This window comes from Shewanella sp. GD04112 (assembly GCF_029835735.1).
In the GTDB taxonomy this organism is placed as follows: Bacteria; Pseudomonadota; Gammaproteobacteria; order Enterobacterales; family Shewanellaceae; genus Shewanella.
Map to the genome: position 1 here is coordinate 61,162 of NZ_JAOEAL010000002.1, position 26,084 is coordinate 87,245.

The following is a 26,084-nucleotide window of genomic DNA, read 5'->3' on the forward strand; positions in this document are numbered from 1 at the left end:
GGCTAAACTCACCCCCAAGGGTTAAAAATGTAAACGACTAACAACGGAACGATTACTCGCTCTCACCACTTTACGAAAAATCCCTGTTTTGGGCATTGCTTTGAGGGCGGTAAATCTTCGTAAATGGCACGAGGGTTATGTGAAAACTTAAGTAGGTAAAGTGCAGGCTTTATCGCCTTAATTCTCACCTGCTTAAAACGACCTGATTGGATCAGATTGTTTGCACAATCACCTAACTCGGGGATCACTTCAGCGTAATTACATGCTGCATATCTGCCAGGTATTAACATGCGATTATCACTGCATAGATGCCAATAATCGCCTGTTTGCGTGTCTTGTAAGACATCACCTAACTCAATCGCAATCCCGAGACCGCGTAGCTCTTCGCTGTCTAGCTCATTACTGTCGAAACCGTAATGCTCCGCATTGGCTTGAGCTAGCCAGACATACGCATCTACACCACCAAATACGCCACAACCCTCATATTCGGGTTCTTTGATTGGTGGCTGGTCGTGAGGCTGCAACATATAAACTTCTTTGACTTCGCAGCCAGAATAGATGTTGTAGATAGACTCGTTTTTGTCAGCTGTTTTCCAAGAGAAAAATCCCATAACTCACTCCTATTGCCCGTTGGCAGGTATAAAAAAAGGGTGAGCATGGCCCTTGGGGGCATGGCCCCCCCCCAAGGGTTAAATTTTGATGTTAAGCTGCAATGGCAGCTTTAACGGTATTGGTTAAAAGCGTTTGTCCTACTGATTGCATCAAGTCTTTAAAGGCAGGGTATATCACCGATTGCCCAAGGATTTGATGCGCCACTGTGTCAGATAATCCCTGAATGACTTCAACTGGGATTCCCTTCACGCGGCAATGCTCAACCGGTGTGAACAATCTTGATAACGCGGAGTCAACTGGATTGATGATGAATGGCTCAGTGCTACGGCATTTCGCGTAGTCCTTGCCTATCACACCACAGCCATCGGAATCTGCTGTCAATAACTGACGAGCAAACCCCTTACCTGCCGCTTTATCGCGCTCTTCCTTCGCCGCCAGATAATCAAACGGCTTGTACCTGTCGTCGCCGTCCGGCACCGCATCCAAAATATGCCCTAGACTGGCCTCTGGAAAGCGAGAAGGCATAAGTGAATAGATGTCAAACTCTGACATATCAATTCCCGACGACAGAGCGACAACGGCTAAGCGTTTACGACGTTCTAAAACCCAGCGGCCACCATCTAATGTGGTTTCGTGGAGGTTGTACCCCAACGAACCCAGCACAGACCTGATGACTGTCATTGATGAAGTGTTGGCGTATTCGACCACATTTTCTATCAAGATAATCGCCGGATTTAACACTTGCGCGAACTGAAGAAACGAGAAGAACAAAGCGCCTGCCGAATCGTGAGATTCTGCGAACTGGAGCTTCAGTTTACTTCGACCGCTTTTTGATGCGCCGACGCAAGGGATACCCGCAACCAGCACATCGACCTCCATATTGCATTGCTGCAAGTTCACATCTTGAACCGGAGACTCAATCACAATAGAACTGCTATCCCACAACTCTGGATTGTTGGTCAGGCTCGAATCTAGGTACTGGGACTCTAGCTCAACAGCGACAGCTATTTTGCTGGAGATCCCCGCCGACTCTAATCCATGATGGACAGCCTTATCTAACACGCCACCGCCATGGAATAACGAGGCCACTTTCAATGACTCACCATTTTGCAGGCGTGACATTAATCGTGATTCCCGACTCTTAACCCGCTCAGATTGATGATGCGCTGAGATAATGATTACCCCTGCTTTAATCAACACTCTGAGTTTGCTAATGCCTTCAAAAACCTCTGTAATCGCTTTACAGGTTAAATCGATAATGGGTGTGATATTACCGTTTTTACTGCGACGGCTTACGGTGTACTTACCCTGTTCATCTGCCGCTAAGCGGATTTCATTTCCGTTTGCGTGAATAGTGTAATTTCGACCTGCATCCCACCCTTCTCGTGATAGCTTGGAACCCTCGACCCACACGCGAGCGCGGCCTTTGGAATCACCAATTTTAGTATTAATGATTGTTGCCATGTGACTCACTCCATAAATGCCCGTAAGGCATAAAACAAAAAAGGGTGAGCTATGGCCCTAGGGGACATTACTCACCCCAAGGGTTAAATTTTGATGTTAAGCTGCAATGGCAGCATTAACTGTCTTGGTTAAATTGCTAGTGAAGCTAAAAAGCGGTATATCGCGCTAAAGACGATAGATATAACTGCCACTTTGAGGATGTAATTGAAGTTGAAACTTGCCTTAACAAGCTGATTCAATAGCACATACGAATTAACGACCCCAATTAAAACGATTAAATCCTCTTTGGTCGCATTAAAAAGCAGTACATATCCAAAAAGCCCAGTTATTAAAAAAGAAGCATCGAAAATCGCAAAAAAACGCTGCTCTCGACGATCCATAATCTCGCTTTTACTGCCACCTTCTAATTTACTCATAGCGTGTCCTCACTACTGATTAAAGGTACACGCAGCCCAAAGGCACTTGTGTACCCTTGGGGGTTAAATATCGACTACAAAGGCTCTTTCACTAAGCGGCGCTGGGCTCGCTTGAAAGGTGTCAAACCATTGTTGTTTCGAATTTACGCATTTCGGCTTGAATCAATTTAAGATTTTCATAAATCGAAGCGGCTAATAATGCAGTGCGGGAGGCATTCTGATGAAACTCCAATATCCTGTCTTGATTGACCACCTTCTCTGCATCTTGAAGATGCTCCGAAGATGCCCAATTCATAAGGGATATGTAATCATCAAAGTCTGCTCTCATTATGATGTTGTTCAGGTTCTGGATTGAATTAACTAATCCAAAACCTGTCAGGTTTTCTATATCATCTACAACGATGACTTGAGACCCTTTTACATAAAGGATGTCTTCCATCCCCTTGTAAAACAGCACGATTGTTTGACGCTTTTGGTTTATCAATACGTCCAAATGTGGTGCCGTCAAAGCCACAAGTTGTTTTGCTTCTTTGAAACTGATTTTCTGTAATTGCATGACTCACTCCAAAATTTTAGAAATGCCCGTAAGGCATTAAAATAAAAGGGTGAGTCTGCCCCATGGGGACAAAACTCACCCCCAAGGGTTTAAAAATCAAATTCGTTAAGGTTACAGCACTTCCTGTACTCGCAAATAGAGGTCTCTAACGCGATTTTTAGGTATGGTGCCGATGATCACTTGTTTGCCATCTTTGACAAAGTATTCCGGTGTCACAGGAACCCAGCGAGTTCTTCCGAGGCAAAATTTTGTATCTTTGTCTAATTTTTCCATCTCGTGACTTCTAAAAGTGAGCTCTCCCCGGTGGTTTTCGTCCACTCGTTGACTTGTGCCGTAAGCCAAGCGCAACTGTGTACCAGACGGGTCTGCATCAACAACTAAAACAGGACGGAATTTGGGGCCTGGCCGATTAGGATGTTCATCCGAAGGGAACCAGGCAAATAGAATGACCCCAACTAGGGCCGTAGGGTTACTCATAGGAACCTCGACCTAGTTGTAGGAAATAATTTGATTGAATTATGGTTTGCTGAATACCCCATTTCTCGCGAAGAAATCCTCAATGGACTCTCCTGCGATCGATGGCGAACAGTCACTCTGCATTCCTGCTGAAACGAAACGTAGAACCAATTGCTCAGTTGTAATACCGAGCTGAGAAGCTTTGGCCTCCAATTCTGCAAGAAGAGTGTCACGATCATCAAATCGAATTGTGATTGATGGCATGTTAGATACTCGTATAAAAAGTTTACTTGAGCATCGTAGCACGTTCTGTTGTAACATGAATATTCTCCTGTGGAACAACTAAACATAATTAGCTAACTCAAAAGATTCTTGAGCCATTTTCAGTGAAGTGGCATCAATCACCCTTGCTGAGTTCTCACCATCACAAATGAATTTTTTCATAGCGGATACCTATAAAGTTAATTAAAGGGAATCCGCCCTAGGGCAAAATTCCCTAGGGATGGTTAATCTATGTTGATTTATATTTATGCGGCTTCTCGAATGTAAGCACCAGAAGTCCAAGCGCTTGTCGCGATTCGGACTTCATATTGCTCACTTAACTCATCGAAAAGTTTTGTACTTGCAGAAGCATGATGGAAAAGAGCCAAAGGATTAAATTCCCAAGGTTCTGACCAATTCGCTTCTTTGATTTGTACGCTGATAGCGATGTAGCTACACCAGCTGGTTAACAGCACTTTATAAAAGCCGTTTTCAGCGATAATTTCTCCATCTCTAGTGCGAACATTAAATGTTGGCTCAGTGAATGATTTCGGTAAAAGAGACTGAACTGTCTTTTTTACGTTCTCAATAAACCACTGAGTCTCGTCGTGCAACTCCCAAGGTTCCCAAGCTTCATCAAATGGTAATTCGATATGTACGGTACTTGCGTTTGCTAGACAAAAATGACCTGCGCCCATAACTCACTCCTAAAAATTAATTAGTAAAAAAGTAAAATGGTGCGCAGGCCTTGAGGCTATGCACACCTCAAGGGTTTTGGCTTTAAGCGGTACTTAAAGCATTGTTAGACCTTAACGTAGGTTCGACGGGCTTTCGCCAATACATGACCGCAGTACAAGAATCATCAAGTACATTAGTCATGCAAAATCCAACTGTATTTAAAGTAGTCGATTTACGACGGTCTTAAACAAGGTTGGAAGGGTTGCTCGGTTAGCACTGAGGCCGTTACCGAGTAGTCATCAAAGTTGGCCACTCGGTAACGGCCCCGCGTTGGCAGGGCTTTGGAATTAACTATCAAAGGGAACCCTGATAGTGATACCTGCGGGGGGTGACTTCCGGCTAAGAACGTATCCAAGCACTTCACCGCAATCGGTGTGAGAGCTTGTGATCATTCGCTCACCGTCTGTCTCAATGAACCGCCATACGCTACAGGATTCCTCCTTTTTCACGCCGGGGTGCAGGTAGTTTTTTCCGTTGATGTGGATTTCTTCTCCTGTAGATTTCTTGCTCGGTATCGGCTGAAACTCAAGGAAAAAGCTCACTTCATCAACGTAGTTCGTTGGGCAGTTTGGAAAGCCGTTTTGACTCATATTCACTCCATTAGTTTATAGAGTGAGGGCTTCCCATTGAGGGCTTTCGCCCTCGCTGTGTGTGGTATTTAGGTGTTCATCTCAAAGTAGACTGTTATTAATCCACTTTAAAATGAACACCTTTTGTAAGGTATTCATTTACGACTCAAGCCGCTGTCGGTTTTGATAGTTGATTGTATTCATCAAGCCAATCAATGCCTTTCGAACCCGCTGGTATTGCTTGCTTGGGGAAAAATACCCGAGCCTCAACACCATGCGATTCTAACCGCTTCCTGAGATTTTCCGCTGCCGCCTGACCTGCGCCAGAAACGTCTTTATCAGCAAAAATGCTGACTCGTTTTACACTCGATGGAATGTGAACAGCTTCTAACAATCTATCGCTGTAACACGCCCACGTCGGTAAACCGGACATCTCTCGCACTGCCAGAGCAGTCTCAATGCCTTCAGCAACAGCCAAGTGTTCCCCAGGATGATAATCAAGGCGGATAGCTCCACCTCTTATATCACCTGGTGGCGACATAATTTTTTTTACGTCTTCCACATTGGCCTTATTACCTTCGGGTGTCAGGTAGATCCGGTGCAATGTCAGGGGCTTGCCTTCTTTATCGAAATAAACGCCTAACATCGCTGGAGTCCAGCTTTTCACCAATTTCCCATCGACATTGCTGACGTTCAGACACGATTTAATTCCGCGCAGTGTATTGGGTAAGTCAGATACATCTAAACCGCGTTTAGACAGATAAGCCTTCACATAATCAGCTTCCATTGCGAGAACGGATTTTGACCACACCTTGCGTAATGACTCGGTTCGTTTTGCAACATCTTCAGGAGGTAATGTGTACTCGGCAGGTTTGCTAGAACCCGATGCCACGTACTCAGAATCTAATTTCAGATTAGCCAAACGACTGATTTCATCGCAGGCCTTCATCTTCGGTAGATCAAGTACGTATGCCACCGTATCAATCACATCCATGTAACCAACCCCGTTGAGGTAAGTTGAACCATTGGATGCAATTCGAAACACGGTTGTCCCACTCCCCGTCCGAGGATCAGGTACTTGAGATGGTTTCTTGCGTAGCGCTTCGCTGAGCGCCGGAATTTTGCCGTAAATGTCTAACGGATTAACGCTAGACCGAATAGCTTGGATTTTTTGTATTGCGTCCATAAATGCTCCTTTACTCAGGGGATCTTTGATACCCACTAACTAGAGAACGCATCAAAGATCCCCCGAGGGAAATCTAGGACGAACACACAGAGAGAGCGATTGCAGGGAAGCAATCAAACTGCGTATTCATGCGCTAAATGGCGCACTTCTCCCTAGAGGGGAAGTACGCCCCTCTAGGGATTTAAAGTGTTAAATGTGTTGCTTAAGCAACTGCATTAACTGTTTCGGTAACTCGTTGACGTGGTCGATACAGGCTACTTTAAGGTCTTTAAAACCAGTAAACCTTACGTCCACCTGACCAATGATGACAGGCAAAACCACAACGCCATGCTGAGCTAACCAATCGAGAGAACCAACCACTTCCTGCGGAACGTCCGGTTGACCATCGGTAATCACAAACATCACCTTTTTTTGCGATGACTGTAAAATGAGCTTGCTGCCCATTTCCATCATCGCACTTCCAGTACTTGTGCCGCCGAGCTCTACATATGGCAAAACCGAAGGTGTCTTCTTCAGAGCAAAACCTTTTAGCTCCAGATAAAAATCACCAAACAACGATAATGACGTCAAAACACCACTCTGTTTTTCAAGAGCCTGTGTCATTGCCATTGCCGCCTTTGTTGCTACATAAGAGCGGTGTGTGTCGTCCCACGGATACCCCATAGAACCTGAAGCATCAAGCAACACACCAACTGAAAGGTTTGCCGCGACATCACGACGGATGTTTTTGGCGCCAGGGTTACCCAGATAAGCATCGACCAACCGATCCTCGTCTAACTCTCCAAACTGCGTCACGCCGGATAATTTCATGTTTCGTTGTCGAAACATGACCTTAATAGCATTGGTGACAGCGCCATTCACCTGCAGATTTGCCGCAGGGAAAACACTGTTTGGATTACCACGCAACAACTCCTGCACAGTGTAAGGAATGACTTTGATTGGTTTAGGAACACGAGAATAGTTACTCATATCTTGCTGATCTCGGTGAGCCTCTAACAGTTTGCCTACGTCCAAGTCCTCGAAAGATTGCTCCAAATCGATTTCGTTGAACCCTGCGCTATTGCTAAGAGCCTTACCGCTTGGCTTGCCGTTGCTTTCACCTTCAGCATCACCTTCAGCATCACCTTCAGCATCACCTTCAGCATCACCTTCAGCATCACCTTCAGCTTCACCTTCACCTTCCGCTTCACCTTCAGCTTCACCTTCACCTTCAGCTTCACCTTCAGCTTCTTGCTGATTAGCCTGTTGCATTGCCGCAAGCTCTAACAGAAGGTTTTCTGCCAACTCACGCACTTCTAAGGTGTCTTTCGCCGTTTGTGCAAGCTGTGCGTATTTCAAACACAACTTATCAAGCTCCAGTGTTACCCAATCAAATCCAGCTAATGCTGGTTTGATCGCAGTAATCCCGTTTTCAAGGTTTCCGACTAGAAGTACGTAATACAAAATGTCGTCGAGACAGTTTGTAAACTCACGCTTGGTAATGATGTCTACCAATATTCTTCGGCTTGATTGATAAGACTGTATTGCGCCAGGAAATTCCCTGATATTGCGCAAGTCGATTCTTATGTCCTCAAGCACGTTGATTGCGTTTTTCAACGCTGTACTGGTCTGCTGCATGACGTTTCCGATTGCACTGAAGTTGGTGTGATTGAGATGGGCCGACTCGTGAAGTAACGAGCAAACCATCTGATCCCACGGGCCAACCCCAATGACAATTCTTTTACCGTTGGTGTAAGAACTGCCACCAGCAATCGTGACGTTAACGCCTTTGCGAGTTAACGCATTCGACAGCATCGAGAATGACGCTTGTTCAGTATTTCTTTTCATTTCTCACTCCAATTGCACCCGTAAGGTAAAAAAAAATGGGGTGAGAAAGCCCTTGGGGGCGTACTCACCCCCAAGGGTTAAATTAAGCATTCGCAGCTGTTAGCGATTGCGTAAACATTTCAGCTAAATGCAGCTTGCCCAACTCATTAAGCGCTAGACGCTCTTCAGGAGTTGAAGCGGCTGTAAACACAATCTCAAACACCTCCTGCATCGTGAAGTCAGGCAACAACTCCCACATTACCGCCCAATCAACTAAAACACGAGTTGATAGTGCTGATTGAATGCAGTGCTGAGAATTGCCGTTGACAGCATCGGTGTTCATCGCATCACGTACCGTTTTGGCAAATTTCGCCATCGCAAGACGAATACGATAAGACAGCTTAGTCATATCACCGAGAATATCTGTATCCACAGAAATTGCTGGATATTCAAAGCCAATCCAAAGGAAGCGACGTTTAACCGCCTCGTCCATATCGGATGAAATCGAACCGTAACGGCCAGACATGTCGGCTATACCTGGGGTCTGACACGTTGCAATTACTCTAAAGAGCGGGTGAGGATTTACCACCTCGCCAGTTTTCTCAATCGCAAGAGGTTTGCCCTCGAGGATTGGGTGAAGACTAGCTAGCAGGTCGAATGAGCCTTTATCCAGCTCGTCCAGCAACAGAATACCGCCTTCGCGATACGCTTTGACCACCACGCTCTCTTCAAAAACGGTTTCACCATTTTTGATACCAATGTTGCCCTTCAGCGTTTCGGGGCGCATGGTTTCACTCACGGATACTCGGTGCAGAGATAAGCCAAGAGAAGCCGCAAGAAACGCGACAAACTCCGTTTTACCCGTACCTGTTTCGCCATAACAAGCCAGTGACATGTTACGGCTCTTTCCGAACATCCAAGTCAGCGCAATGAGCAAATTACGCTCGTTTGGTCTGTACTTGGGGTTCACTTTTGGCACGTTAGCCATACCTTCAAAAACAGCGACCATTTTACCGCTTAAAGTTGGGCATAATGGGAATACTGTTGCACCGGATACTTGTTTAGCTTTAATAGACATAACTCACTCCAAAATTTTAGAAATGCCCGTAAGGCATTAAAATAAAAGGGTGAGTCTGCCCCATGGGGACAAAACTCACCCCCAAGGGTTTAAAAATTAATTAAAAAACGCAGCAAAAGCGGCATCTAACTCGGCACTTAATTCCGAGTGCTCCACTTCTTCAGTCACTTTTGCCGTTGTAACTTCCGTTTCACCACTGTCTTCTGTGGATCCGCGTAACGCATGTAGCAACTGAGCGACATCTTCATCAATCTCAGCCATAGGCTCGTTAACAATTTCAGGCTCAACCATCGCTTCCAAGCCTAGTTCGTCGTATGACGTTAACAGAGTTTCAAGCGCGGTTTTGTTGCTTAATGACGTTAGTAACAGCCGTAACAAACCTAACGATTTGCTATCCAGTTGCCCATTCTTAGGGAACGAGTTGCGCATCTCATTGAGACATGCCGCAAGTCCGACCCAAGTATCAGAAAGAAAACTGAAGTTCGCCGCCTTTGCTTCCATATCAGCAAGGAATGAAATTGCCTTTTGACCAATCACGTCGCCGCGACCAATCTTATTCAACACATCCTCTGACAAATCCGCAAATTCTTGAAGCAGCTTTTTATCCAAGTGAGTATCAGCAGCAGCCGATTCATCATCGGACATAGAACCGATAACGATAGACATTGGTGGGCTCATGCTCATATAGAAGCGTGATTCCACGTCACTGACAGTAGGCGCATCACGGCGAATGAATCTTGCCGCTTCAGGATGTGCCGCACACTGGTTATCCAGCAGCTCTTCGTAATCTTTCACGAAGGCTTCTGCTTCCTCATTAAAAGCACGCTGAATTGCTTCAAAGCGAATTTTTAAGGTATCGAACTCACTCTCAGGGACTAACCACCCACCCCAAACAGGAATGCCAGCAGTATCCATGAGTCGCTTAGCTCTCATGTAATATTTACTGACGAATTTAAGGGCTGATTTATCAACCAAGAACTTACGAGGCTTCTCTGTGACTTCTGACACGTCCCCACCTTGATCATCAAATACCTTTGATGATTTCTCTGACTTCTTGCCCGAAAAGGACGAGAAATCTAAAGACAGATGGAGACCTTTTTGGCCTTGCAATGAAGCAATTTTGGCCTGACGTGCAGCGATGTTACCTGCGGTATTAAATTTCATGACTCACTCCAAATATGCCCGTTAGGCATAAAAAAAGGGTGAGTCTGCCCCGGGGGGACAAAACTCACCCCAAGGGTTAATAAATTGATTTGTTCACCAGCTGCAGCCGTCAAACTCCGTTGGCGTTTTATGGCTCGGATTTTACTGATGCAATTGGATATGCTGGAGCGATACTGACTCAAAATAGTGCCAATGATTCGCCCCAAGAAATAGTCTGCCAAACGCCTTCGCCATTTCGCAATTGCGATTGCTGCTTAGTGCGTTTTTTAGACCAAGTTTCGTTGTTGAGCTTTATTCTGGCATTGACGATTTCAACTGGGTCAACGACGTCTAAGACACCATCCCTCAGTAAATCACAATCTAAACCAGCATAACGACAAGCAACTAGAAACTGCTCTGAAAACACCCAGTCAAGAATGTCTTCCGCTTCAGTCACCGAATCTCTCAGTAACTCCAGATTTGCAGAAATGATTCCGTCCCAAAAAGCGCGACATTGTTCAGCGCTCCAATCAACAGATTCATGAATGCCTAATTCACCCAACGATTTCTCGCGGGTTTGATATTTTTTAGCCATACCCACTCCAAATAAATAAGTTGCGGGTACGGCCCTTTAGTGGGCAGAACCCACAAGGGAAAAAATGCTTAACGCAGCATCAAAGCGCCCTTTCGGGAGATTGTGATGGTCAAACTAGATGCTCTAGTAGACGCACCACAACCAAACAACAACTCGGCAATTAAATTCCAGTTTCGCGTAGGCGATTGGAATACTGATGTTCAGCGCTTAATTGGGAGTTGTTGTGAGGAAGCATGGAGTGGTACTAAGCAAAATAGGCTTGAAAAAACCCACTTTGGTTAGTTGTGCCAATCAGCACCGGCACTGATTGGCTGACACGTCCGTAAGACGGTCTTACTAGCCGGTTAGATAACACCTAGAGTTTCCTCTGGTGACAGAATGTTTTGAGATTTTGCCCAAACTGATAAACGCTCAGCCAGTTCGCCATGATCACTGCTGCTCACATCAAAACCAACCTTGCTTGATGTAATAGCAACACATTTTTCAGACGCGGTAACGAGCACATTCAGATCAGAGAAGAAAATCGCAGATAGTGTAGACATAAGTAAAATTCCTGTTTATAGAGTGTCGCTAGTGCTGTCTATTGCGAAAGAGCATTAGTGACACCCCATAAACAGTCCTAGAGGACGCTTAAGTGATGTCGATTTACAGTGGTTAATTTGGCATTACCAAACTAGGCCCAATCTCTCTAATACAGGTCTAACTAAAAACAGATAGATAGTCATAAAACCCATAAAGATTGCCGCAAATACGATAGCGTCCATAGTCTCACTCCAGTTTTAATAAAATAAAAAAGAAAAGGGGTGAGAACGCCTTTTAGGGCAATTCATCACCCCAAAAAGGTAGGTTTGTTAATCAATGTAACAAGTTGAATAGATTCCGTTTGGCCAAGCGTGTACGTGCGCCAGAGTCAAGCAAGGCATACGTAAAACTGTCTTGAAGCTCTAAAGGGAGTCGATTCATTAGTTCTTTAAATGTCGCAACCATCTCTGATTTCAAAGATTCAGCCGCAGATAAATAAAGGGTCCCACACAACTCACCAGCTAAATCAGCATGGAATTTGGCGTTTTTTTGAATTTTTGAATTGACATCACGAAACGGAGAATCGTTAAGCAAGGCAATCTGAGCTGAAGCAGTTTGAATCTCGCCTTCAGCGTCACAAAGTGTGATTTTTTGATTAAGGGTGATCTGATGCAGAACACTCTCGGCCGAAAAAATACTATTCATAGTTCACTCCAATAATTAAAAATTGGGTGAACAATCCCTGTGGGGGAATATTCACCCACAAGGGAAGATATTTAGAAAATCTAAACATCTGGTTTCAGGTCGCTAATCTGAATTGAGTCTGAGTCCGAGGCTAACGGAGACTTTTGGTTGCTGCGTAGCAACACCTTTTGAACTAAACGCCGAATCTATCTAACTGAATTTTTCAGTGATAGATTTTTCGTAAAGAAATGGAAAGCTGATATTCAGCGAGCCAGACGTTTAGGTGGGAGGTTCGGCTGCGCAATTGCACTAGGAAATCGTTATTTCCTAGTGAAACTGGAGGTAAATCAGAAATAGCTAAAGCCACCGATACGAAAGCCATGAACAGGTGTGTACATCATGGCCCTGAAAAGAATGCCTACTGAAAAGTAGAACACTTAGAAAGGCGAAGGGCATCCGCCCACATACACATTATTTTAATTTCACTGGTTTGTCAATCTGTCAGTTTAAGCGTAAAACCCCACACTTCTTTAGGGGGTGGAGGATGTCAAGCGGCGTCAAAATCGTCAGCATCGTCTTCATATCCAGACTCCAGCTCTACAACCCTTTCTTTGTTAACCTCGTACAGAAACTCACTGGGCTCACTGGTGTAACTCATAGTGAGCGACGAGATAGCGCGGGTCATGGCCACATACATTAATCGACGTTCTTCCGCTATCTTACCCTCTGCTAACGCCTCTTTGCTCGGGATGGTTCCTGTGTCGCTCCCCACAATCCACACGTTGTCGAACTGCAAACCTTTTGAAGAGTGCATAGTGATCAATGACAGCTTAGGTGCGGCCTCTTCTGATTGGTCTTTACGCTTTTTGCAGTCTAACGAAGACTTCAGTTGCGCAATACTTTCGCCCAGGCTCTCCCAGTGACGTCCAGCAATGACATCACCGACGACTTGAGCATGTTTTTGGTCCCGCTTATCGAGGTGTATGGCTAACAATTTAACGATAGATTGCATGTAGGTTCGCTTAGCATCCTCACGCCCTGCAGGTATGTCATGCCAGGCTTCAGCTAATGAGTGGAACTTTTGCAGGTCAGCATGATGACCAATCTCCGCATGTTTAAGGCCGCCAAAGGTCGTTTTCGCCGTCCGGCATAAACCAATAATTCTTGCCGTTTCCGCCTCTGGCACTGACAAAGCCGCCAAAGCCCGATGCAGGGTATGGTCATCATGTTTGCCTGAAATCACAGAGGCAATTTGAATCAAGCTGTAGGGTGCTACGCCATCAAAAAACGACTTACCGCCGCGTCGATTGTACTCAATGCCATGACCCTGAATAACCGTTTCAACGCGGTCAAGGATGGCATTGTTCCTCGCAATTACTGCCCACGTATGAGGCTCTTTGCTCACCGCATCTAAAATCTGGTTAAGCTGGTTATCCATCGTGCCAGACTTAATGATTTTGACAGTACCTTGCTCTTCCCTAACCGCATTCATCGGCTTATCAATCCTATCGGGGTTATTGAACTTAATCAGCATCCCCGCTCGATTCAGGATTTCCTTTGAGCATCTAAAGCAGTCTCTTAACACGTAAGCATCTGCGTTAAACTCTGACTGAAAGGCCACCATATTGTCGTATCCTTGGCCACCCCTAAACGAGTAGATAGCTTGATCGTCATCACCAACGACCACCAGCTTTTTACCAAGCAGCGCGTGTTCACGTAGCCACATGTATTGCAGTGCATCGGTATCTTGAAATTCGTCTACCAGAATATGCGTAGCCGACACAGGAGGGATTTCACTTTGCGCCAGCCAACTCACGGACAGTTGGCATACGACGTTAAAATCCGTCTTGCCCTGCTTAATCAGCATATCTTTGTAAAGCTCGTACAAGGCAACTTCTGTGCCACTATACTCTTTTGACAGGTCTTGGCTTCGGCCCATTTCATCAAACAGCCTAACAACGTCCGGCACCTTAAATCTGAACTTATCAATGAGGTCTAAATGGTCAGCTTCATTGAGCACCGACTTAACGAACAGCATTAACTCATTGGCCATTAATAACCGGCGATTAAGTTTGCCGCGAGTCATCGCTAACGCAGTTGAATGAAAGGTACTGATAGTTACCCGTTCCATAGCTCGTGGGGTAAGGGCGTGAAGCATTCGCTCAGTGAGCTCAACACGAGCCGCATCCGTGAACGTAAGTAAATGGACAGAATAGGCGCCATCTCTGGACAGTAAACGCTTAGTCAGCTCTACCAAAACATAGGTTTTGCCGCTTCCAGGTAATGCACAAACAAGGGTATTGTCGTCACGCTCGATGACTAACCCCTGATCTTTTGTTGAGCCCATTTAAACTTCACCATTAAATTTATGTGTTGTCCGAATGATAATTTTCACAGGCAAAACAATCAACCTTTAACCACTCATATTATATTTCAAGAAATTTGCCAAGTATTAAGCCTGTGTTAACATTGTTGGTAATTCTATCAGGAGTTCACCATGAAAAAGACCTACTCACTTGCCGCTGTTCTTGCTTGCACCGCATTGTTCTCTGGTTGCGCGTCAACACCAACTGACAAATCAGCACCTAAAACAGTCTCTCAACTCGATATTCAATCAGACGATTCGTTTGCTCTAAAAGTGCTAAAAGCAGCTGGAGGCGATAAAAACACTCAAGACACTGAACTATCTGCGGAAGATTGGCAAAAGGTTAATGGTGCTTCAGGCTCTGTCATGGCGATGAATATGGCTGCAGGCACTGCTGGTATTGGCGCATTCGGTGGCAGTGGATTAAGTGGCGGTTTAATGAATGCAGGCTTGTTCTTTCTCGGAACTACGAACAAAAAGCCTTTAGCAAAGTTTAACCTTATTCAAGTGATTCCTGCCGCAGATTTGGTAGGACATTCTCAGCAATTAGCCGACTATTTAGGCAAAGATGTTGGAACTGAATATAAGATCGGAAGTGTAAAAATTGGGAGCAAAATGACTCACCCAATGTTTGTTAAGGATTCTAAAGCCCAGTTAGCGCCAAACAAGAAAGAAGCAGGTTGGGCATGGTTAACTTATGGCGTCGCCACCCCAGCGACATCATTAAATGCTGAACAGGCTTCTTCCTTATTTGATCAATCATTTGATGTTGGAGACTATTTAGTAGTTACAACGTCAGTGAGCACTTGCGGAGAGCTCGTGCTGCTAGATAAGTTAAATGCTATCTCGACCACTTATCCAACTTACCTATATGTGCCTCCGGTGGATGCTGTTGCGAATAGAGACTGCCCCGATGCTGATAATTTGAGAGCAAAATATCAGCAGGTAATCGACCTGAATAAAAAACAGACCCATTTATTCATCAAACCTAAAGCCTAACAAAAAGGCCGTTACAATAAACGCTGTAACGGCCTTTGTTTTTATACAGGACAGCTCGGCGGTCTTGGGAAACCTGAACAATCTAAGTTAGTCGCAGGTGATGCGTTCTGGAACGCTTCTCGAACTTTAACACCAGTGTCAACCCCTAACTGATTTTTAATCCTGTCATCGGCACTATCTCGAGCTTCTCGGTTAACCACAGCATCTTTACCCGTCTTTTCCATGTCTGGTTCAGGGAACATACCTGATTCAGTCATCAACCCTACCCATTCGCTGAAATCCACTTTACCCAAGTCGATATTTGCTAACTCGTCTAGAGTCAATCCGCGACACGTTTCGTTGTCATGCCATGACACCGGATTTTGACCTAACTGAACAATTACTTGCTCCATAATTATTCTGGCCAAGGTACTCTTGAAACAACAATACTCGTTATGGGCCTTGTCGGTACATATCCCTAATGTCTTTTTACAAGGAACCTTACGGACAAAGAAACACTTTCGTTCTTTCAGCTCTGTACCCATTTTTAGCTCATCGTCATCACAGGCCGTCAATATCGTATAAAGCAATTTCAGCATGTTATAGATGGTGTAAAGCATCATAACGAAAGAAAGTGCTGCGACGAGGTTGCTGACAATCCCTTCCATCGCTTGAGCACCTGCTTCCTTCCCAGCCATCTCAACCCCAAGCGCTTCGGCGCCAGCTAGAATCGCTTCTTGCATTGCCTCTGGCATCACATCGTAAACCCATTGATAGATTTCTGTTTTTACCGTATCGATTGAGGTAGCCAAATCCGTAAAAAAGTCAGTAACAACGGATCCTGCTTCTCCTGATACGGTAGTTGTCGCATTACCTGCTGTAGCAGTAGCTTCAGACGAAAAGGATTTACCTAGATAATCCCATGCACCTTTTGCAGCCTCCGTCGCTGGTTTAGTTGAGTCAGATACCCAATCGACGGCATCATTCCAACCACTTTTTACCATGCTCCAGCCTTTTTTGGCATATTCCCCGCCTAAATACTCATTCACCCACGCGTTCTCACTGGACACTGCGTTTTGCCCAGCTTTAAAGGTCATTAATGACAGTTTAAATAAGTTGGATGTGGTATCGGTGCCTTTGGTGGAGCAGCAGTCATTTACCTTGAGTTGATCCCAACTACATTGCTCAACACTGCCGACGAACACTTGGCAGGTATCAGGATTAGTTGGGTCAGTACATGATGATCCGTTATCTAACTCGTTAATCGCCGCATACATCGCCGCGGTTTGAACAAAGTCTGTATTGGTCTCTTTAGCTTTTGTCTCGCAATTTCCATCAACGCAAGATGCATCAGTGAAACAAGTATTATTCTCCACGGTTTCGGTTTTAGTTATGACCGAACCGCTTTCGCAGCGATACGTGACATCCCAACCAAAACAGGTATTCGTTGCTGAATCTAGCCAACCTTCCGCACACGTAGAGGATTCAATACTGCACTTTTCATCTGAAGTGTACTGGGTACATTGGTCACCCATTGTGCGAATGTCAGAATAACCAACTGAACCACCATTAAGCGGTAATCGATTTCCCTTGAGAGGATCACACACATAATCTTCCATATGTGCGTACATGCAAGGGGTAAGACCATCATCACCCTCATATAAGGGGTCTAAGTTGACCAGTGCAAACATATCCTTGGTTTTTTCTAGTGCGTCGAGCACTTGTTGATCCGAGGTAATATCACGAAGCACTTCCCAATGAGCCAGATAGAGTGGCGCATTCGCACGTTTGGTCCAATCCTGTGAGGTATTCCCTCGACCAATGATAATTCGACGCTGCTTTAATGAGTCAAAGCTTCCACCATACATCTGCTTAGCGTTAAATATCTGACCATTTTCATTGTAAAACCGAGATGTCAGACCATTGTTAATTTTTACAGCGAAGACAGACCATTTGTTCCTCTTGGGTAAGACGTTTACAAACTCTGTCCCGTACATTCCTGGGCCACTATAGATACTGTGGGTTTGGAATCCGATGCCTTCTTTACACACCCATAGACCGTCATCGTTTTTATTATCGCCCTCGGAGTCAGTGGTGCCAACTATGTTACCGCAGTTTGAATTAGTCCCATTTGCCAAACTTGGTTCAAAATCCCTACGCATAACCATTAATACTACGTCATTTGGCCCGGAAACTGCCTGAACACCCGGAGCTCCTTCAATATCCGATAGATTCAGAACACCACCGTTGTTGATTAACTCTGAATCTAACCGAGCATCGCATTTCCAATCAGAAGCCGTACAAAAACTGTCAGGCGTTGACAACGAAGCCTCGCATCCTTCAGGGCTCTCGATAATTTCTTCTTCCCAATTTGCTATTAGGTCTTTATCAGTATTAATCGTGATTGTGGCATAGCCTTCACCAACGTCTTTAACCGCTACAATTTGTTCAAATGACAAGGTTCGGCTTTTAGCCAGCGCCGCCTTAACGGTAGTGGTAATATCTTCAGGATTTTTATGCCATGTGTTTTTCAATTCACCACAGCTTGTCCCATCTTCAGGTAGTTTACTAGATTCACGCAGGGATACGCCGTTAAGCGACAGTCTGTACCAATCGTCATACATCGATTTACCAATGGTTGCCGATACAATATTGACGTCATCTGCAAGGCGAAACGCTTTCTTTTCTGTATACCTCTTACAAGTACCATCGGGATAATCCGTCAGATAATTATCCCCTTCTTGTCCTATAGTTACGCTAATACACCTCTTTCCACACAAACCGTAGCCAGAGCCAAATATTTTGTTTTCATTGGGCGGAGTTAACACCCGCTCCCTATTACAACTTGATAGGTTGTTGCGGTTGGGCTTAAAACACTCCTGCGTTGTACTCTGTACGAGGGAGTCATCTACCGTGGTCTTAGTAACGGTAGACGCGGTACAGTCACCAAAGAATTGACCGCCATTACCATTAAGAATATTTTGCTGCTCCTGTGATCCAGATTTAAGGAATGAAGCATCCTTTCCAATAGTGTGTGGCGGGTTCTTGTTTTGAGCATCAAGCAAGGTTAGATAAGCATTGGCACTATGATCTTGCGCATCATTCGTTTCATCTTGATTTGCCCCAACAACGGGCTCTGACTTTCCATAAGCCGTGTTTCGCTCAACGGCCTCTTTAATCGATTTTTGTTGCGCCTTTTCGTCCTGATAAGTACCTGTTGCAGATACGTTGTAACCGTTATTGGAGTCAAGCCCGAGCATATCAGCATTGGTCATATTAGATGTGGTCATATCTGTTTGACCAACATTCCGGTAATTAAGCTTAATATTGTTAGTTGTACCTCCTGGCAGCTCAATGGCGCCTACCGCGGATTTGCCAAAATCGCGGCCCATCTGCATAAAGTAATCAGGATCTGATAAGTTTCCCTTCGCCGTAATACAGGTATTGCTGTAGGGATCTAACTCTTTTCCTGCTGGGCAGCTGGTTACTGTACCTGACGTGCTCACGCATGAGCCATTCTTATACGACGTTCCTGCTGGGCAGCTCGGGGCCGTCCCAGGTGAACACTGACCGCCATCTTGGTAATAGCCGGACGAACAGCTTACCGTAGACGGGGTTGTTTGCACTTTCACACAGTTGTCATCACCGGCAGGGGTGTAACCCGTTGGACAGGTGGAGACCGTACCTTCGTAAAGAGTGCGCTTACAAGTAGATTCATTCTGCTTTTGCCAGCTTTGGTCAGGCAGTGACACAGTGACTGTCTCGTCTTTTTTACAGAGTCCGAGGTCTACATAGGTCTGGGGACAGATTTGCTCAACCTTTTCAGAGGCTCCGCCCTCATTTGGACACGTTTTTCCCAATGGAGTTTGTAGCTTAAAACAGATCCCATTGCTATATGTCGTGTACCCACTGGGGCAATTCGCTAATGAGGATGCGCTTTGCCTTGCAGAGCAATAATTGGGATACAGTGGGTCTTGATAATTCCACGATTGCTGGATATCGAGCCAGTTAGTCCCAGTGGGGCAACTGTTAATCGTTGTCCGGGACTCATTTTTGGCGCATGTTTGTAAGCCATCAACAGTGGTGACGGAATAACCAGCTGTAGGGCATGTCACTACTGGCGCTGCATAGGTGTACTTAACACAAGTGCCATTTGAAAAGCTCCACCCTGTTGGGCAGGAATACTGAAGAGATACTGGCAATGGGAGATCTGCAAATGCAGGGCTACTTGTGAGAAATAGCGCCAGAAAACTCATAGTTAAAATATTGAATAAGTAAATGCTTCCTATTCCGTAAGAGATTGCCTTTTCCCACCACGTAACCAGTTTATCTTCCATTGTTATTGAACCCTCACACAGCAATCGGTGTATCTGAAAATTGAATAAACCGCGTGTTGGTCTTTTCCATTACCAGGAGACTTTCTACCTGAACCCCACCAAATCGTAGGCCAACCGAGAGGGTGACAACATTCATCCCATGAACCATCTAGGGTTGATTTATTTTTATCTTCGCTGTTGTCGTAATTGCCAGTTTCAGGATTTTGTAGATCCTCAATATTAAAAGCCTTCGTGGGTTTCACAGCTGATGCTGCTGCAGGATTAGCTTCAGGAGACGGATACATCATAGAAATTTTGTACTGCGCCTTAGGGATCATTGGACTGTACTCGGCGTTACACATCGCCTCTTTACCGTAAGTTTTTCGCGCTAACCCCCTGCGATGTAGCGCAGCAAGTGAACGAGTCGTGATTAACTGAGTATTGCGGATAAAATCATTGTCGGCCCCAATAAAGCCGGTTAATGGATACAAGGGACCATCTAAACCAGCGCAGAACCACAGTGCCTCGTTAGCACTGCCGCTACTAGCAGTGATCATCCCATCGGCAACACAAATGGCGCGGCCAACTGGATTCGCAATCGGAATTGCGTCAGGAGTGAACAGAAATGATAGCGCCGAGTTTTCGTAGGTGACATCGAGGATTGACATGTACGCAATATCGAGGTCAAAGTAACCAGGGGATGTGTCGCACTCAGGCAACAAGAAAAGACCTAACATCTTGAAAACCGGATTGATGATGTAGTTGTAATGTAAGAACGATACCGTTTCGGCAGATTGAGTTTCTGGGTTGGATGCCCTCCCCCGCATCGTCATGTCATTTTGTAGCAAGGTTCCACCCAGCGTTGGACTGCACCATGGCGTTGCAGAGACTTCAACTAAATGATCAGGTGACCAGTAACCCAGAGATACCCCAAGCTCCGGCACACCCAGAGCATCCGAGCATGAGCATAAACGACTCGAATTAGCCCCTTTAGGCACATTGTCCGAGAATCCGGCGAGGTTAAAAGGTAGCGTACATGACCAGCAAAAAGAGTTAATCAGGTTTGAGAAATAGCCAGCATCGGGGCAAACCGAGTCCGGCTTACTGTTCGCACTCACATTTACGGACATCATGGAAGCCAGAAAAACAGCTACTTTTGCGAACTTCTTCATCATTTGGCACCGCCATTTGGAGCTACTAATAGTGTCGGTAATCCCGCATTACTCAGAGTTCGTTGACCAATCTCAGTGACGCGGATTTCTCCCTTAAACAAATCAACCAATGCGGGTAAATGCTCAAGCTGAAAACGAGACACCATCGTCGGTTGCATCAAGTACAAGCGACGGCCTAGTTTTGTCTGCAACCGGTTAAATTCGGTTAAATCGCTACCGGCCGGCAGCGCAGATAGCAGCACGTAAACTTGCTTGTGCTCAGTCACGGAAAGTACATCATTCATCCACGCCAGCTGACGTTCACTGGTTGGGTCAATCATGAATAAGCGGGTTTCCATTTGGAGTAATGCTGTAGGATCTACAACATCACCGGCCTTGGCAAAATACTGGCCATCCGGCGTTGTTTGGTCTTGGGTAAAGCGAACACGCGGGTCAATTTTGTAACGCACATCCTCGTCTTTAAGGCTCTCTGTCAACTGAACCTCTTTACGGTTAACGAATCGGCTAACGGCCTCGTGCTTTTTCTCTTCCCAATCTACTTTTTTGAGCTTCTGTTGGATAAGTTCGAGCATGTCCATCTCAGTAATGTCGTAAGTGTCTGACAACTTCCCGAGCGAGCCGCTTTGCAACAAGCCTTCGGACTGCTTAACGAAATCTTCTAATGACTGTAGCCCTGTCGCGGTAACCACTTTGCCACCGTTGCGATACACCATTGTTGGCGCTACTTCGACTGCATAGGTATTAAACAAACGAGGGTCTATGATAACTCTTGGAGTAACATCTAAATCTGCTTCATCTATCACTCTATGAATGGCGTTGGAGGCATCACGCAGACTTTCAGATTCATCTTTCAGGCCTCTAAATACGACTGTTGTTTTAACTTGGCTTTGAGATGCTGCTCTCAGCGCTGATTTCAGCGTGTATGCTGGCATACCGAATGAAGCGAAAATGAATACCTCTCCGTTTGCGGCTATCTCTTGCTGCACAACAGGCGTGACAGGTTCTGGCTTTGGCAGCACTTGATGCCTGATCGCATCGGCCTGCTGGGTGAGCATTTGTGCTTGTGAAATGTAAGATTGCTGCCCCCAAGCAGCGGGGAGGCCACCTTGGGGCTGCTGGGTATTGTTCTGCCTCATAGCCTCGATTTGGCTACGGACTTCATCCATCTGTCGTTTTGCATCCAGAATAAACTGCTGGTTATCGTCTGTAGCCATTGCATCGAAATAAATGGCAGACATCGTTACCGCCACAAACAAGCTAACAAGAAACTGTCTATTAGATAATGAGGTAAGCACGACCAATCACCTGCTGAGTTTTGATTGAACCAAAGAAACGACTGTCATAACTGCCAGGTTCTGTGCCTAACACAAAGATCCCGCCATTCTCTACAGTCCGAGTACCAATGAGCTTTTGTACATCGATATTCAGCGCATTCGCCGCATTGTCGATAGGTGCTGGGAACCTGTGTTTTTTGTTGGTCACACTAAACCTCCCTATTTCTACGAGGTCTCCTTCGACACCTGCCACTAACTTTATGATGTTGATCCCTGACGGAAGAATGTCGGTTTGAGGAGACATGAACATCACCAGCTCGCCGCTATTAACGTGTTTTTGTCGTGTGTCTACCACGAATACTGAACCTGGAATGCATTTATCGCTGTTGAGTACCAATATCAGTTTATAGCTATGACTAAACCACGTAGTAGCAGCTGTAATGACGGCAGCAATACAAAATGGAAGTAAATACGTGTGACGCCAGTGAGCCTTGTCGAATTTGATCATCTACACATTTCTATTAGTATACAGTTCATGTATATTACTAGACGGAATGCAGTTCAGCAACAACGAGAGCGGCGATGAAATCTACTGTGAATGACTTAGAGCTAATTTTGAATCAACTAGGAATTGACCCGACAACACTGATCCCAGTGAATATTACAGGTCTTACAATTGAAGAGTTGGACCGCATTTCCGCACACGTAGAATGTGGGAAGAGTTTTGTGAATTGCTGTAGAACTCAGAGCATATTGAATGCTGAACTTATAGTGCAAGGGATCGTGATTGTCGCGATAGGTGATAATTTAATCGCGCTAGATCATCGATGGTTAAAGCGTGGCGACTACTATTTAGACCCCACATTTAGTTTATTCAACAGCACCAGCAGCCCTAATGATACCTATGTTCTTAGCTACTTTATGCAAATTGAAGTTGCAACCGCAAATGCTGCTAATGATTCAATATCCGATATTTCGATCGATTCATTAAGCAAACTAGCTCAATAGTGAACAACCATCTTCCGTTTAGACCCATTTAACCGAGGCCTCAACCACCTCGGTTTTTTTTGGTTTGGGTTAGATTTTACTTGTCTTGACATCCTCCTCGCCGTAAACGACGAGGATTCCTACTGCGGTTAGGCGCGAACGCCGGACTCGCTTCGGTGGGTTCCTGCTGCTGGCGGCATTGTTGCACCACTCACTTCACAGGCTAATCGGGCGTGTCCCGCCCTTAATACATTGATCGCGCCGACGACATCGGCGTTTTCTTCAAAGCCACATTCCACACAGGCAAACCGAGCTTGCGTGGCGCGGTTATCCTTCGATATGTGACCACAGCACGGACACGTCCGGCTGGTGTTTTTCGGTGGAACGGCGATCAGGTGGCCGCCATTCCATGCCAGCTTGTAATCGAGCTGGCGACGGAACTCAAACCAGCCTTGATCAAGAATGGCTTTATTCAGGCCTGACTTCGCCCTAACATTCCTACCCTGTTGCTCGGCGGTTCCTGCCGCTGATTTTGACATGTTTTTGACCTGCAAATCTTCAATACAGACTATCGCGTGGTTTTTGCTAATGTCGTTTGATATTTTATGCAGGTAGTCACGGCGGCTGTTGCCGATATTGGAATGAATGCGCTGAACTTTGGCTTTGGCCTTTTTCCAGTTATTGCTGAATTTTACCTTGCGGCTCATGGCCTGCTGCGCCTTGCGCAAAGCGGTTTCGTGCCGTTTGAAACTGTTGAGCGGGGCGTAGAAACGGCCATCGGACAGGGTGGCAAAGCGGGCAATGCCCATGTCAATGCCGATGGCATCGCCCTGATGCACGGCAATTTCAACTTCCAGCTCGGTCTGGATCGATACATACCACTTACCACAAACCTGACTGACCGTGACGTTTTTAATCTCACCTTCCACCGTCCGACTGTTGCGGTAACGCAGCCAGCCGAGCTTGGGCAGGAAGAGTCGATTATTGCCTTGCTCCAGTTTCACCCCTTGTGGATAGCGAAAGCTATCTGACTGACCCTTCTTTTTGAAGCGCGGGAAGTCTGCTCGTTTGGCAAAGAAATTTTTGTACGCCCGATCTAAATCTTTCAGCGACTGTTGCAGCGTTTGAGAAGGTGAATCAGACAGCCATTTTGTTTCTGGCTCTGCTTTCCATTGTGGTAACAGATTATTCAGTTCAAAGGCCGATAGTTTCTTTTCACCCTGCTCATGTCGTTCTTTTTGCAACGCCAGCGCCTTGTTATAGACAAACCGACAAGCACCGGAGAAGCGGCGCATCTGGCGCTGCTGCTCTCCAGTGACAATCAGTTCGAATTTGTAGGCTTGCAGTCGTTGCATGGCTTGCTCATACTGTGTCAATACAACTCAATTATAGATTGGTCTATGGAAATTGAAAGCGATTTAAGGCATGGCAGGCATTGTGTTTTTAAAATGCACGTTCATTTGGTCTTTGTAACAAAATACCGACGAAATGTCTTTACCAAAGAAGTGCTGGATGATCTAAAAATCTTTTTTGAAAAGGTCTGTCTTGATTTTGAATCAGAGCTGGTTGAGTTCGACGGTGAAGACGACCATGTGCATTTGTTGGTGAATTACCCGCCGAAGGTGGCCGTGTCGAATCTGGTTAACAGTCTCAAAGGTGTATCCAGCCGGATGATCCGAAAAAAGAATTACCCTTCGATCAAAAAGAAACTCTGGGGAGGTGCGCTCTGGTCGCCCAGTTATTTTGCGGGGAGCTGTGGTGGTGCGCCAATTGAGATCATCCGGCAGTATATTGAGCAGCAACAAACTCCGGCGTAGCCCTCAGAACGGCTTCGCCGTTGCGCTATTCATCCTCGCCCTGAACGGCGAGGTTTTCCGCACTATCCGATAAATAAAATGAGAACCCGCTTAACCGAGTTGTCTATGCTAGCTAATCAACAACTTAAATTAGTCTTGGATCGATTTGATATTTTAAATCAACGGCATTCTTAACCGACTCAATTACAACTGGATTGGAAGGGTTGACCAACACATTGTGCTCCAAGGGCACAATAAACGAGGGCACCATCAGTCCAGCCGCCGATTCAGACTCTATAAACGAATCTCCAAGCCCTCTGGACATTATGTCGTTGTATCGCCACCCCTCGGCCAATTCGCTTTGTGGCAACATCATCAATTCACTTTCGGGCAATTCCAGTTCAAGCGTGACGAAGTTATCGAATCTTCGGGGTGAATTGAGATGCACTAAGACTTCTAGGATTGCTAGAGATAGTGTAGGAGAGGTATACACCATCGGTACTCCCAATGAGTTCCAGCGCCCCCCATACATTGCAGCCCCTTGTCCATTCCATGCAGAATCCACGTACTGCTTTGATACAATGCGATAGAGCTTCACATGTAAACTCCGTGCATTAATCTATTAATTAGACGAATGACATCTACTGTGCCCGACTCAGAGCCCATTAACTCAATTGGTCTTTTACCGTTCAATCCAATTGCGGGTTCATTGAGCCATTGAATAGCATCAGCCTTGTTTCCACCAAGCATCAAAGTTGCTGCTTCATACATTCGTATCATCCGTGCAAACGCTTCGCTTTCACTAGGCTTCAGTCGATGTTCTTTATCCTTTACCCGACGGGCGAAGGTTGCCCGGCTTAAACCGGCATACTGGACAAGGTTCGTAACGGGCATGGAAACGGCTTCGGCAAAGCGATTCACAACATCAATACTAAACCCATGATTTATTGCGTCACTTAGCACAGGGCCTTCGCCAGCAGGCAACCCCACTTTAGCCCAGATAGATTGATGTACTTTAGGTTTTAATCTGAACTCACGTAATTGTTGAACTGCCATATCAATGACTCCTGCATTCCAAATTTATGTATAATTATCGCACTACAAGTCTCA

The 26,084-nt window shown here is 45.6% G+C and carries 25 protein-coding genes; 3 read left to right on the top strand and 22 right to left on the bottom strand.

Going from position 1 to position 26,084, the window contains the following annotated elements; translation table 11 throughout:
* Nucleotides 1-62: 62 nt before the first annotated feature.
* The 15 genes from N7386_RS21770 to N7386_RS21840 all read right to left on the bottom strand — a co-directional run bounded on the left by N7386_RS21770 (nucleotide 63) and on the right by N7386_RS21840 (nucleotide 14,433).
* On the bottom strand, nucleotides 63-611 hold the full coding sequence (locus N7386_RS21770) for a hypothetical protein (RefSeq protein WP_037429958.1): 549 nt from the start codon (nucleotides 609-611) through the stop codon (nucleotides 63-65).
* Between the two features lie 91 nt (nucleotides 612-702).
* The gene (locus N7386_RS21775) at nucleotides 703-2,076 is read right to left on the bottom strand and encodes a DNA cytosine methyltransferase (RefSeq protein WP_086903604.1); all 1,374 of its coding nucleotides are present in this window, start codon (nucleotides 2,074-2,076) and stop codon (nucleotides 703-705) included.
* Nucleotides 2,077-2,204: 128 nt separating this feature from the next.
* Nucleotides 2,205-2,492 (bottom strand): hypothetical protein, encoded by a 288-nt coding sequence (locus N7386_RS21780; protein ID WP_011711532.1) that lies wholly within the window; start codon nucleotides 2,490-2,492, stop codon nucleotides 2,205-2,207.
* Between the two features lie 121 nt (nucleotides 2,493-2,613).
* Nucleotides 2,614-3,048, bottom strand: coding sequence for a hypothetical protein (locus N7386_RS21785; RefSeq protein WP_011711533.1), 435 nt, complete (start codon nucleotides 3,046-3,048; stop codon nucleotides 2,614-2,616).
* A gap of 111 nt (nucleotides 3,049-3,159) precedes the next feature.
* On the bottom strand, nucleotides 3,160-3,525 hold the full coding sequence (locus N7386_RS21790; RefSeq protein WP_011711534.1) for a hypothetical protein: 366 nt from the start codon (nucleotides 3,523-3,525) through the stop codon (nucleotides 3,160-3,162).
* 506 nt (nucleotides 3,526-4,031) lie between these two features.
* The gene (locus N7386_RS21795) at nucleotides 4,032-4,463 is read right to left on the bottom strand and encodes a hypothetical protein (protein ID WP_088212894.1); all 432 of its coding nucleotides are present in this window, start codon (nucleotides 4,461-4,463) and stop codon (nucleotides 4,032-4,034) included.
* A 327-nt stretch (nucleotides 4,464-4,790) separates the two neighbouring features.
* Complete coding sequence (locus N7386_RS21800) at nucleotides 4,791-5,093, bottom strand: hypothetical protein (protein ID WP_086904914.1); 303 nt, start codon at nucleotides 5,091-5,093, stop codon at nucleotides 4,791-4,793.
* A 145-nt stretch (nucleotides 5,094-5,238) separates the two neighbouring features.
* Nucleotides 5,239-6,258 carry a toprim domain-containing protein gene (locus N7386_RS21805; protein ID WP_224022287.1) on the bottom strand — a complete coding sequence of 340 codons (1,020 nt, stop codon included), beginning with the start codon at nucleotides 6,256-6,258 and terminating at the stop codon, nucleotides 5,239-5,241.
* 189 nt (nucleotides 6,259-6,447) lie between these two features.
* On the bottom strand, nucleotides 6,448-8,085 hold the full coding sequence (locus N7386_RS21810; protein WP_279771165.1) for a hypothetical protein: 1,638 nt from the start codon (nucleotides 8,083-8,085) through the stop codon (nucleotides 6,448-6,450).
* An 82-nt stretch (nucleotides 8,086-8,167) separates the two neighbouring features.
* Nucleotides 8,168-9,142, bottom strand: a complete 975-nt coding sequence (locus N7386_RS21815) for an AAA family ATPase (RefSeq protein WP_011711538.1) — start codon at nucleotides 9,140-9,142, stop codon at nucleotides 8,168-8,170.
* Nucleotides 9,143-9,238: 96 nt separating this feature from the next.
* Nucleotides 9,239-10,306 carry a DUF3150 domain-containing protein gene (locus N7386_RS21820; RefSeq protein ID WP_011711539.1) on the bottom strand — a complete coding sequence of 356 codons (1,068 nt, stop codon included), beginning with the start codon at nucleotides 10,304-10,306 and terminating at the stop codon, nucleotides 9,239-9,241.
* A 178-nt stretch (nucleotides 10,307-10,484) separates the two neighbouring features.
* On the bottom strand, nucleotides 10,485-10,880 hold the full coding sequence (locus N7386_RS21825) for a hypothetical protein (protein WP_011711540.1): 396 nt from the start codon (nucleotides 10,878-10,880) through the stop codon (nucleotides 10,485-10,487).
* Between the two features lie 344 nt (nucleotides 10,881-11,224).
* Nucleotides 11,225-11,422 carry a hypothetical protein gene (locus tag N7386_RS21830; protein WP_037426827.1) on the bottom strand — a complete coding sequence of 66 codons (198 nt, stop codon included), beginning with the start codon at nucleotides 11,420-11,422 and terminating at the stop codon, nucleotides 11,225-11,227.
* A 313-nt stretch (nucleotides 11,423-11,735) separates the two neighbouring features.
* Nucleotides 11,736-12,107, bottom strand: coding sequence for a hypothetical protein (locus N7386_RS21835; protein WP_037426830.1), 372 nt, complete (start codon nucleotides 12,105-12,107; stop codon nucleotides 11,736-11,738).
* A gap of 526 nt (nucleotides 12,108-12,633) precedes the next feature.
* Nucleotides 12,634-14,433, bottom strand: coding sequence for an ATP-dependent helicase (locus N7386_RS21840; RefSeq protein ID WP_279771172.1), 1,800 nt, complete (start codon nucleotides 14,431-14,433; stop codon nucleotides 12,634-12,636).
* Nucleotides 14,434-14,583: 150 nt separating this feature from the next.
* On the opposite strand from N7386_RS21840, the gene N7386_RS21845 reads away from it, so the two are divergent.
* On the top strand, nucleotides 14,584-15,450 hold the full coding sequence (locus N7386_RS21845) for a hypothetical protein (RefSeq protein ID WP_259216106.1): 867 nt from the start codon (nucleotides 14,584-14,586) through the stop codon (nucleotides 15,448-15,450).
* A gap of 41 nt (nucleotides 15,451-15,491) precedes the next feature.
* On the opposite strand, the gene traN is transcribed toward N7386_RS21845, so the two are convergent.
* From traN to N7386_RS21865, 4 genes are read right to left on the bottom strand one after another with little or no spacing between them, the layout of a single operon-like run.
* On the bottom strand, nucleotides 15,492-19,766 hold the full coding sequence (gene traN / locus N7386_RS21850) for a conjugal transfer protein TraN (RefSeq protein WP_279771177.1): 4,275 nt from the start codon (nucleotides 19,764-19,766) through the stop codon (nucleotides 15,492-15,494).
* A 2-nt stretch (nucleotides 19,767-19,768) separates the two neighbouring features.
* The gene (locus N7386_RS21855; protein WP_050991310.1) at nucleotides 19,769-20,920 is read right to left on the bottom strand and encodes a TraU family protein; all 1,152 of its coding nucleotides are present in this window, start codon (nucleotides 20,918-20,920) and stop codon (nucleotides 19,769-19,771) included.
* Nucleotides 20,917-22,155, bottom strand: a complete 1,239-nt coding sequence (locus N7386_RS21860) for a TrbC family F-type conjugative pilus assembly protein (protein WP_239642740.1) — start codon at nucleotides 22,153-22,155, stop codon at nucleotides 20,917-20,919. Before N7386_RS21860 ends, N7386_RS21855 begins: the two co-directional genes overlap by 4 nt.
* Before the next feature lie 37 nt (nucleotides 22,156-22,192).
* Complete coding sequence (locus N7386_RS21865) at nucleotides 22,193-22,699, bottom strand: S26 family signal peptidase (RefSeq protein ID WP_037426844.1); 507 nt, start codon at nucleotides 22,697-22,699, stop codon at nucleotides 22,193-22,195.
* Between the two features lie 74 nt (nucleotides 22,700-22,773).
* Between N7386_RS21865 and N7386_RS21870 the strand changes: the two genes are divergently transcribed.
* Nucleotides 22,774-23,199 carry a hypothetical protein gene (locus N7386_RS21870; protein ID WP_083848303.1) on the top strand — a complete coding sequence of 142 codons (426 nt, stop codon included), beginning with the start codon at nucleotides 22,774-22,776 and terminating at the stop codon, nucleotides 23,197-23,199.
* Nucleotides 23,200-23,327: 128 nt separating this feature from the next.
* Here N7386_RS21870 and N7386_RS21875 read toward each other — a convergent pair whose 3' ends face one another.
* Entirely contained in the window at nucleotides 23,328-24,533 is a 1,206-nt protein-coding gene (locus N7386_RS21875; protein WP_279767801.1) for a transposase, read from the bottom strand.
* 45 nt (nucleotides 24,534-24,578) lie between these two features.
* Between N7386_RS21875 and tnpA the strand changes: the two genes are divergently transcribed.
* Nucleotides 24,579-24,995 (top strand): IS200/IS605 family transposase, encoded by a 417-nt coding sequence (gene tnpA, locus N7386_RS21880; protein WP_037426855.1) that lies wholly within the window; start codon nucleotides 24,579-24,581, stop codon nucleotides 24,993-24,995.
* Between the two features lie 124 nt (nucleotides 24,996-25,119).
* Here tnpA and N7386_RS21885 read toward each other — a convergent pair whose 3' ends face one another.
* Nucleotides 25,120-25,572 (bottom strand): RES family NAD+ phosphorylase, encoded by a 453-nt coding sequence (locus N7386_RS21885; protein WP_037426858.1) that lies wholly within the window; start codon nucleotides 25,570-25,572, stop codon nucleotides 25,120-25,122.
* Complete coding sequence (locus N7386_RS21890; protein WP_011711549.1) at nucleotides 25,569-26,030, bottom strand: antitoxin Xre/MbcA/ParS toxin-binding domain-containing protein; 462 nt, start codon at nucleotides 26,028-26,030, stop codon at nucleotides 25,569-25,571. The genes N7386_RS21885 and N7386_RS21890 overlap by 4 nt, the downstream gene beginning before the upstream one ends.
* Nucleotides 26,031-26,084: the final 54 nt, after the last annotated feature.